A 10,661-nucleotide genomic window follows, 5' to 3' on the forward strand; every position below is an offset into this window, starting at 1 on the left:
CAAATCAAAGTTTGTTTCAGCGGGTCCCTTACTTTCATGAAAGCCTGCCCCGGGCGGTTTTCAAATCGGATACACCCCCGACAGGTCCCAGTATTTATTTTGATCAGTTACAAACCATAACAGACAAATGGATCACGTAATACGGAAAATATTCCAGTTCAATCACCAGGTCATTGCCCTTATAGGTTGTGAATAATCCAGCAGAAGGTCTTTCGGTGGGCAATTCACCTTCGTTGTAACCCTGAATTTTTACGGCTTCCTCCACATCCTGCAACTCCATATTGGGGCCTAGTTCAATGGTCAATACCCCATCGGCATATTGCACATAAGCCTCTTCAATCAGCTGTTGCCCGGCATAGATGGGATGTACCCCATCGCCAGTATTGTCAAAATAATACCACCAGGCTTCGCCCCCGCCGGCATCCGATCCGGCAAAAGCCGTTTCGGCCGTCCAGTTGCATTCTTCTTCCTCAATGGTCAGGATCTTTAATCCGCCCAGGCCGGTGGCCACAAAGACAAAATTGCCCCTTGACTTCACAAAGTTGGTTGAAAGCGGGCCTCCAAAATCAAAATAGCCGTATTCAATGAAAATGGGGAGGTCTTTCAAAGGATCTGCCATTTTTTTGCTGACTGCAATGCCAGCTGCCCCATTCCCCAGGAAAAGCAGGGGGTCGTTAAAGGACACGCTGTTGGTAACATAATCCTCGGGTTCCTTCCCCTCCGGGATGGCTGGCCTGTCGAAGGATTGCGCCAGCGAAAGGTCGCCAATATGGTATACGTGGGCCCCGCCCCGGTTCAGCGCTGCGAACAGATATTCATCAGAAACATCCAGCTCCGCCTTTGAAAAATCCTGGATAAAATCGGGGTCAATGGCAATGCTTTCCCCGCCCATGACATAAATATTCTCCTTGGTGAGGGTGTAAACCTCATTGCTGACGGCAACAGAACGTGCATCAGGATATTCGAAAAAAGCCTCCTGCCCTTCCGTATCAACAACAGTCAGACCCCCAAGGCTCCTTCCGCTGACCACATAGGTTAGGTCGTCCTTTACCACCAGGCTGATGGCTGAATACGAAGGCAGGCGATGAAGCTCCAGCACCGGCTCTTCAAGGGCCGGGTCCAGGAAACCATAGTAAGCCCCCTCTGCATCCTGGCCTGCAAGGACAATCATCCCATTTTTCCAGCCCACGGTGTTGACATCCCTTTCAGGGAATTCAATTGTTTTCAGGATAACGGGATTATAAGGGTCAGCTACATCAATGATGTCGAGCGCCCCCAGATACTCAGCCCCCCGCATATTATAAGACACCAGGGCCAGATCACCTGCAAGCTCCACATGGGTGGCCTGAACGGTTTGTTCAGCAACAACCGGAGCATCCACTTCGGCAATCAGGGTGAAAATATATCCAATGTCGGTAAGCTGTGCCGTTTTCAACGGGTCGGCAGGAACCAATGGTATCACCTGGTTTTTCCTGGTGATCCTTCCATCCGGGAAAGTGTTTTGATCTTTCGGATCAGCGTCTTTCTCGCAGGAAAACATCAATGCCATTAAAAGCACTAACAAAGTACTGATTTTCTTCATAGTAATAATATTTAAATCCCGGGCAATTCCTCTATCCTATCCCCAGGGAAGACTGCCCGGCAAAACTTTTGAAAAACTAATTATCCATTACAAACATACGAAATTTTTGGACAAAAAAACAATTTTTTTAATTGCTGAAGGATAAATTAAATTTAAGGAAGCAGCAAGAAATATCAAACCAAAAACCTGCTTTTCAGGCTGCCAGCGATTATTACCCTAAAAAGCAGGCTTTCTTTTTGAGTAGGACCCAAAGGCCACTTTCAAAAATGAAATGGATGCCCGGGTCCCGATGACCCATCCAGACGATTCAAAATGAATTTCATTCCGGGAACCTATGCTGACCATACGGGAGCCTGTCCAGACTCAGAGTTCAAACGTAGTTAAGACGTAGTTTAAACGTAGTTCAGACGTAGTTTAAACGTTTTTACACGTCTAAACTACGTGTTATCTACGTGTCAACTACGTTTAAACTATGGGTCAGGTAAGGTACGAAAAGGGTCACCCTTGGGATTGGTGATGTGAAAAACAATAAGAAAACCAGTAATGGGACCAGGGCGAAGCGCAGGAGTTTCGGGGCTTTTGTGCCAGGGGAAAAGGAAAAAGGCTGCCACGGTGAATGGAGACAGCCTTTTGAGTTTTAGTGAGGTCTCGAGCGGATTCGAACCGCTGTACGAGGTTTTGCAGACCTCTGCCTAGCCACTCGGCCACGAGACCCTTTGGGGTTTTTACGGCGCAAAAATAATGGAAATTATACTCTTTGCAAAATTATTTCATCGATTTTGATGTGGCAAGCTTCGACAGACAATCTTCGCAGGGGTCATCGGCGTATTTTTTGCTTAAGCACAAGCACTTTTCAGGACTCAGACATTAATTCCAGCGCCAGCAACGGGCCTGATAAACCCTCTGAAGCGATTTTCTGTAAGACAGGCAAATGTTGGTTTTGCACAAATCAATGTCGTCATCTCGAGAGTTCTACACTCACTGCGTGCATCTTCCGTCCGATGGGCGGATTCATTTTCGAGATGCGCACCTTGATGCCAATAATGGAAGGATAGGCATCGGTGACGGCATCTATGATCCGGCGGGCAACGTGTTCCAGCAAATGGCTTTTTATTTCCATCTCCTGCCTGACCAGGTTGTATACCTCCTGGTAATTGATGGCATCTTCAAGTTTATCTGAAGTTTCGGCAGCAATGGTGCTGGCTTCCAGTTCAAGGTGCACGATAAACGGATTGCCAATGATTTGCTCTTCATGGAAACACCCGTGATAAGCATAGAATTCCATTTGCTCCAGAATGATCTTTCCCATATAAATTCTTTTAAGTGTTTCTACAAAAGTATAAAAACCTCTCCTTAAGTTCTCGCTTATTTTTAATTTTGCAGTTTGTGTAAAAATCTTTGATAAAACTATTTCCCATGACGGAAAATACCGCGCCCGAACCCAAAGCCTCTTTAAATTTCCTGGAGCAGATCATCACTAAAGATCTTGAAAACAATACTACCGGTGGCAAGGTGCATACCCGCTTCCCCCCGGAACCCAATGGATACCTGCACATTGGCCACGCCAAGAGCATCTGTCTCAACTTTGGGCTGGCCCAGAAATTTAATGGCCAATGCAACCTGCGGTTCGATGATACCAACCCCACCAAGGAAGAACAGGAATATGTTGACAGCATCAAGGCCGATGTTCGCTGGCTGGGCTTCGACTGGGAAGACCGCGAATATTTTGCTTCGGATTATTTTGAGCAGTTGTATGAATTTGCCGTACACCTAGTAAAAAAAGGGAAAGCATACGTTTGCAACATGACGGCCGAAGAGATTAGTGCCAACCGGGGCACGCCCGCCATCCCAGGCAAGGAAAGTCCCTGGCGGGACCGCAGCGTTGAGGAGAACCTCGACCTGCTGGAGCGTATGCGCAAAGGTGAGTTTCCCGATGGCAGCCACGTGCTGAGGGCAAAGATCGATATGGGTTCCCCCAATATGCATATGCGCGACCCGGTGATGTATCGCATCATGCACGCTCATCACCATCGCACCGGCAACGACTGGTGCATCTACCCGATGTATGACTGGGCCCACGGGCAGAGCGACTACATTGAAGGCATCACCCACAGCATCTGCACCCTCGAGTTTGAGGTGCACCGGCCTTTGTATGAATGGTTTCTCAATGAGCTTGACCTTCCCAGGCTGAAGCCTCGACAGATTGAGTTCGCTCGTCTGAACCTGAGTTACACCGTGATGAGTAAGCGGAAGCTGCTGTCGCTGGTGCAGGAAGGTCTTGTAAATGGTTGGGACGATCCAAGGATGCCTACCATCAGTGGCTTGCGCAGGCGGGGATATACCCCTGCCAGCATCCGCATGTTTGCCGACCGGGTGGGTGTGGCCAAACGCGAGAACGTGATTGAAGTGGGGCTGCTGGAACACTGCATCCGCGAGGACCTCAATAAGAATGCTCCGCGCGCCATGGCCGTTTTCAATCCTGTAAAACTCATCATTGACAATTACCCCGAAGGACAATTTGAAGAACTGCCGGCTGTCACCAATCCTGAAGACCCCGACAGTGGCCATCGCATGTTGCCTTTTAGCAGAAACCTGGTAATAGAACGGGAGGACTTCATGGAAGATCCGCCCAAGAAGTTTTTTCGTTTGGCACCCGGGGCTGAAGTCCGCCTGAAATCGGCTTACATTATCCGCTGCGATCATGTTGTGAAGGATGAACAGGGCGAGGTGAGTGAAATCCATTGCACCTACTTTCCCGAAACCAAGAGCGGATTGCCCAGCGACAAAAAAGTGAAAGGCACCCTTCATTGGATTTGCCCCGAACATGCTGTGGAAGCAGAGGTAAGGCTTTACGACCGGCTGTTCAGCGTGCCAGAACCGGAAGAAGTTGAGGAAGGGCAAGATTTTCGGGTGCACCTGAACCCTGACTCGCTGAAGGTGGTGAAGGCTTTCATTGAGCCTTCGGTAAAAGAAGCAAGCCCTGGCCAGCGATTCCAGTTTGAAAGGACGGGATATTTTGTCGTAGATTCCGATACAAAGATAGGTAAGCTGGTTTTTAACCGTACAGTACCCTTACGCGAATCGTGGGTAAACGTCAAAAAAAACAAGTAAAAATTAATAATAGCGTCTGAAAAATTAATACTTTTGCACCTCCATTGTCCTGTGGTGTAATTGGCAACACGTCTGACTCTGAATCAGAAGAGTCCAGGTTCGACCCCTGGCAGGACAACTACCCTGATTTAAAACCGTTTATGACTGAAAAGCATAAGCGGGTTTTTTTTTGCTTTGGCAATTGATAGCTTTGGGCTCAGCCTGATTTAAGGTCATTTCCCTTCGATTATTGAAGACTAATCCTCAGGAGCCATTTTATTTATATCATATTTGCGCCTTTTCAAATCTTCCTTTCTGAAAATCGATCCGATCCTGGTCCCAGTTAATACTCAAAACCATTTACTCTTCTCATGACCTGAAAATAAGAAAAATTAAAGCCAGCCCCTGTCGAATCTTTTCTTAATTTTAGTTGGAGTTGATTCCAACTTTTTGAAGCCGAAATACGTCTTATAAATAATTAAGGCTTCCTTGAACCCATTAACCAAGTCAAAACACTGAATTCTATGAAGAGAAATTTACTCTTTCTTTTCCTTCCCTTGCTGATTTTTTCCACATGCGGGAAAGATCCCAGCACGTTTCCCGCCAAAGTAAATTTAAACTTTGGAATGGTACCCTTTAGTGCGGAAGATAACTTAAAGGATGCGCCAGCAACCGGAGCTAATGATGGTATGGTTTACCTGTCCATCGATGAAGGGACCCTTATCATAAACCGTATCGATTTTGAAGGCAGGCGGGAGAATGCCAACGATGTATTCTTCACGGCCGATTTTGATCCACCCATCATTGCCAACCTGGGGGAGGGAATTTCAAACCAGTATGTCCAATTTGACATACCGCAGGGGATATATGAGCGCATGGAGTTCATTTTCCACCTGGGCGCCCCTGGCCATCTGCCTTTGGTAATGACCGGGGAGGCCAATCTTCCTCAATTTGGAGAGAAGCAGGTGCGCTTTGAGTACCAATACCCTGAGCCTATCAGCACCATTGCCCAAAGTTCGGAAGGGGATGATATTGTCCTGAAAAAGGATGAGACCTCTACTGCCAGTGTGTTGATCGATGCTGAAAAATTATTCCGGCTGGTCAACATAGGATTATTGGTTTCTGCTGAGATTTCCAATCCCAGCGGAACAGAAATGATTGTAATTAACCAGGACATGAACAGTCCGATTTTTAATGTAATAGCAAACAGATTAAGCCAGTCGCTGGAAGTTATTATTGAATAGAGTTTGAAGCAGGTTGACCTTTATAAAGAGGAGGAGATCATAAAGGGTTGCCAGCATAATGAGCGTAAATACCAGGAGATTTTATACCGAAGGTATTCACGCAAGATGTATGGCATATGCCTGAGCTATGCCGGTGAAAGAGACCTTGCCCAGGATATGCTCCACGATGGCTTCCTGAAAATCTTCAAGACCATTGGCCAGTTTAAGCTGGAAGGCTCACTGGAAGGCTGGATCAGGAAAGTGATAACGCATACGGCAATTGACCATTTGAGAAAGAAACAAAGGCTGAATCATTACATTAGCGACGAAATGCAAGAAGCACAAACAGGGGAAGCTCCCGGAATCCAGAGTTACCTGGCTACAAAGGAAATCCTGGAATTGGTGAAACAATTGCCTTACGGTGCGCGGGCAATCTTTAACCTGTTTGCACTGGAAGGCTTTTCACACAAGGAAATTGCCGAGCAACTTCAAATCAGCGAAGGGACTTCCAAATCGCAGTACAACAGGGCAAGGTCGCTGTTAAAATCATGGTTGGAGAATGAAAAAAATGAAAGCTCCCCACAACAACAATAATTCGAAATGAAAGGATGAAAATGTTAACCGATAAAGAATTAAAGTTCCTTGAAAACCTGGAAAAGAACCAGGACGTAATATATCTTCTAAACTCAGAAGAATGCCAGTTTGTATCGCGGATGATCAGGAGTTACAAGGAAATGAAGCGCCAACTGAATGCCATCCGGATGAATGAAAAGGAAGACTGGTCAAATTACGACGACAATATGGAGAAATAACAAAATCGGCCGTTTGATGGACATCGAAAAATGGTATAAGAACGAGGTTGAGTCCAACCGGGAAGATCCCCCGGAAGCCTTATGGAGCTCTATCCAGGATGACCTGGACCTGGAAAAGGTATGGACCAGGCTCGACAACTCGCTTGCGCAGACAAGGAAGTTCCCAATCTGGTCTTACCGTGCTGCTGCTGCCGGCATTGCCCTGTTACTTGGTTTTTCGAGCTGGTTCTTTTGGTTTAGCCAAAAGGAAGGCAGCACCATTGCACCTGCAACTTTAGGTCAACAAGAACAAGTAGTGGAAACTTTGGATATCGTTCCTGCAGAAGCGTCAATTGAGCCCCAAACCATTGCCTTACAAAGGGACCCTGCCCCTTCGCAATCACAATTGGATAAAGGGAATCTTATCGTTGATCTCGCCTCCGAGGGGACCATAAATGAGGACATTCCAGACGCTCTGAAACTTGTTGACCTTACCCCTTTTGATAAACAAGAATTAACCCCACCCAACAAACAGCTTTCAGATATTCTAAGTCCCTCCCAAACCCTTGAACAAGAGTTCCTGGCATCGCTTGAACCGGAACCCCTGGACAGAAGTTTCAGCATTGGAATCCTGGGGCAATTTGCCAACACCTGGTTGCTGAGCCCAAAGACTCTTAGGGGATTGCAGAGCCAGGAACTGACAGCCACAAATGCTTCGTTTGGAAAAAACTTCGGCCTCACACTGATGAAACCACTTTCGAACAGGGCCAGCCTAAAGGCCGATCTTATGGTTCTTTCAGAAAGCAGGCAAAACTACAAGGAATATCTCTCGGGCCAATATCTGACTACCAGCTTGCAGTTGGATTACAGCAGCCTGTCACTGATGCTGAGTGTGCGTCCGGGCAAGGCAGGTTCACCACATTATATTCACTTGGGAGGGTATGCCGGCACCCTGATTCAGGCGCGTGAAGTGGCTGGGCAAAACAACCTGATCGTTAGGGATGAATATTCAAATACGGATTTCGGGCTTGTGGGCGGCTATGAATATTTCATACCGGTTTCAGACAACATTTTCCTTGGAACCGGATTGTATGCCAAATACGGCCTGACCAATGCCTTTTCAGGAAATCAGCAGATCCCTGAATACCTGAACCGCACCCATAATGCAGCCTTTATTTTTTCCCTTTCAATCAATTATGAAATAAATTAACAAACCCATTCCAACCTTTTGGCATTTTAAAACGTCTTAAAAACAGACCTCCCCTTTATTGTTGAACCTTAAAATAAAACTCAATTTATGAAAAAACACAGCATAATTTTTTTACTGGCCTTTTTAGGCATTTCAGTTTTCATGTTTTCATCCTGTCAAAAGGATGCTGAGCGAACCAAGGGAACCCTCCATTTATCGCTTACCGATGCACCCATCGATGAATATGACATCACCGGTGTTTTTATTACTTTCACCGGAATTGAATATAATCAGGGTGACGAATGGCATGTTTTAGAGGGATTTGAAGGACCACAAACTTTCAACTTGCTCGACCTTACCGATGGTGTTTCGGCCCCCTTGGGCATTTTTGACTTGGAACCCGGCGACTATAACCAGATCCGTTTTATGCTTGACGCCCCTGAAGAGGGTAACGGCAATCATCCCAATCCGGGATGTTACCTTGAATTTGGAGGAGACCCGGAAAATACGCAACCCCTCTTTGTCCCCAGCGGAAGCCAGACCGGTTTTAAAGCCATCGGCGGATTTACCATTCCCGAAGCAGGAGACTTGTATGTTACCGCTGACTTTGATGTCAGAAAATCTGTAGTGGTAGCAGGAAATTCAGGGAAATTCATCCTGAAACCTACCATCAGACTGATTGTTGAGGACCGTGCAGGGAATATTGATGGAACCATTCTAAACCCGGCAGAAGACAAAGATTATGTTGTCTATGTATATGGTGACGGCTTGTATGAGGCAACAGAAGCTGCTGAACCAGTGGATGAGAACCCCAGGTTCCCCAATGCCATTTCCAGCGATCTGGTTGAATTAGTGGATGAAGAACTGAAATTTTTCCTTGGCTACTTACCAGCCGGATTATATGACCTGGTGATTGTCAGCCAGGTGGATGGCATATTCGAAGCCGTAGTTGGTCTTGTTGAAGACGTTCAAGTCATTGAACAGGAAACAACTGAAGTAGAAATTGATTTAGATACCTTATAATTTTCCTCCTCCTTGCCTGTTAACCTTGCGGGGGCAGTTTCGGCTGCCCCCGCATTTTTTATCCCTGCACTTCTTTCCAGCGAAAGCAGTCCACCAAATGATCATTCACCATTCCAATGGCCTGCAAATGGGCATAAATCACGGTTGTTCCCAGGAACTTGAAGCCCCTTTGCTTCATATCCTTGCTCAACCGATCGGAAAGTGGCGTACTTGCTGGAACCTGAGAAATATCCTGCCAATGGTTTATTACAGGCTTATGATTCACGAAACCCCAGATATAATGATCGAAGCTTCCAAATTCGTCCCGGACCTCAAGGAAACGCTTTGCATTATTGACTGCCGCCATAATCTTGGCACGGTTGCGAATGATACCCGCATCCTGCACAAGGGCTTCAATAATGTCTGAATCAAAAGCAGCCACCTTTACAGGATCAAAGCCTGCAAAAGCCTTACGAAAGTTCTCGCGTTTTTTCAGGACAATATACCAGCTAAGGCCAGCCTGCATGGATTCGAGCACCAGGAACTCAAAGTGCCTGATATCATCGTGAACAGGCAAACCCCATTCCTCATCGTGATATTGAACGTATAGGGGGTCTTTACCACACCAGGGGCAACGATGCATTGGATTGATGATTTTGGATTGATGAATGATGAGTGATTGATGATTTTTTCTCCGGGAGAAACAGAACGTATTCCTCATAAAGCATTCTTCCATTCGTTTTTCAGCAAAGCAAACGTTTCAATATCAGTAAATCCGCTGGTAAGCAGTTCTGCATCGCGTGCAATGCCTTCAAAGGTAAAGCCCAGTTTTTTGGGAATGCGTTTGCTGCGTTTATTTCCGGTGGCGACATTGATCTGGATCCGATGAAAACCCCAGACTTCAAAAGCCTGCGTAATCATAGCCCGCACTGAACGGGTAATGATACCCTTACCTTGAAAACGTTCGGAGATCCAATAGCCTATCTCGGTTTTCAGGTTGGCCCTGTCGGTGAACTTGTGGCCAATCAGTCCCGCAAAAAGGCCTTCATAACGGATCACGTAAACAATGTCGGCAGGCCCATCCGAACTGGTCATCACCCCCTGAATAAACAGCCTCGAATCTTCTTTGTTCCTTGTATGTTCAACAAAAGGCAGCCAGCGTCCGAGGTATTTCCGTTCGCGGTCAATGGTGCAAAAGATGTCCTCCACATCGTTTAAGGTTACCGGACGCAATTCAATCTCCTCAGAAACACGCAGATTTTTCATAGCCCAGGATCTTTTGTTTTAAAATTATTTGGGTAATTGTCCAAAGAACCCCGCCAGCCACCGGTGAAATTTATGAAACCCGGATGGGTTGGCGTACATAAAGATACAACGTTTGGAAATACCGGTCAGCCCACTGCCATCGAGTAAAGTCTGGGTTTCTTCATTCCCGGCCATTTGCTGCACCCAAAGGTGGGTGATTTCCTTATTGCGGGCTTCACCGATAAGCTGATTAGTCACTTCAGGCTTGGTTCCAATCCACACCGCTTTTACATTGTCGGGCAAGTCAGCAATGCGGCAAAAGATGGTTTCTTTTTCAGGGGTTTCCCCTCCTGCAGGGTTTACTGCATAAACCTGGTAACCCCTTGTTTTCAGCAAATTATAAACCTGGGCACCAAATTTCTTGGGGTCGCGCGAATAGCCTGCTACGGCAATATGCCTCTGCGACAGAAAGGCATCGATCTTCTGTTTTTCAGTCATTTTTACTTGTTTTTCAAGGTTGAAAAGAAATGAGGAAATTA

General features: G+C 46.4%; 11 protein-coding genes and 2 tRNA genes. 7 read left to right on the forward strand and 6 right to left on the reverse strand.

Features of this window, described 5'->3' with window-relative positions:
• Positions 1 to 103 precede the first annotated feature (103 nt).
• From V2I46_12045 to folB, 3 genes are all read right to left on the reverse strand, one after another.
• Positions 104 to 1,582, reverse strand: a complete 1,479-nt coding sequence (locus V2I46_12045) for a hypothetical protein (protein ID MEE4178229.1) — start codon at positions 1,580 to 1,582, stop codon at positions 104 to 106.
• A 643-nt stretch (positions 1,583 to 2,225) separates the two neighbouring features.
• Positions 2,226 to 2,296: transfer RNA gene (locus tag V2I46_12050), tRNA-Cys, on the reverse strand.
• A gap of 244 nt (positions 2,297 to 2,540) precedes the next feature.
• Positions 2,541 to 2,891: a dihydroneopterin aldolase gene (gene folB / locus V2I46_12055; protein ID MEE4178230.1), complete on the reverse strand. Its 351-nt coding sequence runs from the start codon at positions 2,889 to 2,891 to the stop codon at positions 2,541 to 2,543.
• Between the two features lie 107 nt (positions 2,892 to 2,998).
• On the opposite strand from folB, the gene V2I46_12060 reads away from it, so the two are divergent.
• From V2I46_12060 to V2I46_12090, 7 genes are all read left to right on the forward strand, one after another.
• Entirely contained in the window at positions 2,999 to 4,693 is a 1,695-nt protein-coding gene (locus V2I46_12060) for a glutamine--tRNA ligase/YqeY domain fusion protein (protein MEE4178231.1), read from the forward strand.
• A gap of 45 nt (positions 4,694 to 4,738) precedes the next feature.
• Positions 4,739 to 4,811, forward strand: a tRNA-Gln gene (locus V2I46_12065).
• Positions 4,812 to 5,196: 385 nt separating this feature from the next.
• The gene (locus V2I46_12070) at positions 5,197 to 5,916 is read left to right on the forward strand and encodes a hypothetical protein (protein MEE4178232.1); all 720 of its coding nucleotides are present in this window, start codon (positions 5,197 to 5,199) and stop codon (positions 5,914 to 5,916) included.
• A gap of 3 nt (positions 5,917 to 5,919) precedes the next feature.
• Positions 5,920 to 6,489 carry an RNA polymerase sigma factor gene (locus V2I46_12075; GenBank protein ID MEE4178233.1) on the forward strand — a complete coding sequence of 190 codons (570 nt, stop codon included), beginning with the start codon at positions 5,920 to 5,922 and terminating at the stop codon, positions 6,487 to 6,489.
• A 20-nt stretch (positions 6,490 to 6,509) separates the two neighbouring features.
• The gene (locus tag V2I46_12080) at positions 6,510 to 6,707 is read left to right on the forward strand and encodes a hypothetical protein (protein MEE4178234.1); all 198 of its coding nucleotides are present in this window, start codon (positions 6,510 to 6,512) and stop codon (positions 6,705 to 6,707) included.
• Between the two features lie 16 nt (positions 6,708 to 6,723).
• Positions 6,724 to 7,896: a hypothetical protein gene (locus V2I46_12085; GenBank protein ID MEE4178235.1), complete on the forward strand. Its 1,173-nt coding sequence runs from the start codon at positions 6,724 to 6,726 to the stop codon at positions 7,894 to 7,896.
• Positions 7,897 to 7,983: 87 nt separating this feature from the next.
• Positions 7,984 to 8,898 carry a DUF4382 domain-containing protein gene (locus tag V2I46_12090; protein ID MEE4178236.1) on the forward strand — a complete coding sequence of 305 codons (915 nt, stop codon included), beginning with the start codon at positions 7,984 to 7,986 and terminating at the stop codon, positions 8,896 to 8,898.
• 58 nt (positions 8,899 to 8,956) lie between these two features.
• Here the strand turns inward: V2I46_12090 and V2I46_12095 are convergent, their stop codons facing one another.
• The 3 genes from V2I46_12095 to V2I46_12105 all read right to left on the reverse strand — a co-directional run.
• The gene (locus tag V2I46_12095) at positions 8,957 to 9,520 is read right to left on the reverse strand and encodes a DNA-3-methyladenine glycosylase I (protein MEE4178237.1); all 564 of its coding nucleotides are present in this window, start codon (positions 9,518 to 9,520) and stop codon (positions 8,957 to 8,959) included.
• 74 nt (positions 9,521 to 9,594) lie between these two features.
• On the reverse strand, positions 9,595 to 10,143 hold the full coding sequence (locus tag V2I46_12100; GenBank protein ID MEE4178238.1) for a GNAT family protein: 549 nt from the start codon (positions 10,141 to 10,143) through the stop codon (positions 9,595 to 9,597).
• 24 nt (positions 10,144 to 10,167) lie between these two features.
• Positions 10,168 to 10,661 (reverse strand): CoA-binding protein (locus V2I46_12105; GenBank protein MEE4178239.1); only part of this gene is annotated, 494 nt, incomplete at its 5' end.

The organism is Bacteroides sp. (genome assembly GCA_036351255.1).
Lineage (GTDB): Bacteria > Bacteroidota > Bacteroidia > Bacteroidales > UBA7960 > UBA7960.

Bases quoted from the DNA above. Each gene is read 5' to 3' on its own strand.
- V2I46_12045 (MEE4178229.1), bottom strand. From the start codon at position 1,582: ATGAAGAAAATCAGTACTTTGTTAGTGCTTTTAATGGCATTGATGTTT.
- folB (MEE4178230.1), bottom strand. From the start codon at position 2,891: ATGGGAAAGATCATTCTGGAGCAAATGGAATTCTATGCTTATCACGGG.
- V2I46_12060 (MEE4178231.1), top strand. From the start codon at position 2,999: ATGACGGAAAATACCGCGCCCGAACCCAAAGCCTCTTTAAATTTCCTG.
- V2I46_12070 (MEE4178232.1), top strand. From the start codon at position 5,197: ATGAAGAGAAATTTACTCTTTCTTTTCCTTCCCTTGCTGATTTTTTCC.
- V2I46_12080 (MEE4178234.1), top strand. From the start codon at position 6,510: ATGTTAACCGATAAAGAATTAAAGTTCCTTGAAAACCTGGAAAAGAAC.
- V2I46_12085 (MEE4178235.1), top strand. From the start codon at position 6,724: ATGGACATCGAAAAATGGTATAAGAACGAGGTTGAGTCCAACCGGGAA.
- V2I46_12090 (MEE4178236.1), top strand. From the start codon at position 7,984: ATGAAAAAACACAGCATAATTTTTTTACTGGCCTTTTTAGGCATTTCA.
- V2I46_12095 (MEE4178237.1), bottom strand. From the start codon at position 9,520: ATGCATCGTTGCCCCTGGTGTGGTAAAGACCCCCTATACGTTCAATAT.
- V2I46_12100 (MEE4178238.1), bottom strand. From the start codon at position 10,143: ATGAAAAATCTGCGTGTTTCTGAGGAGATTGAATTGCGTCCGGTAACC.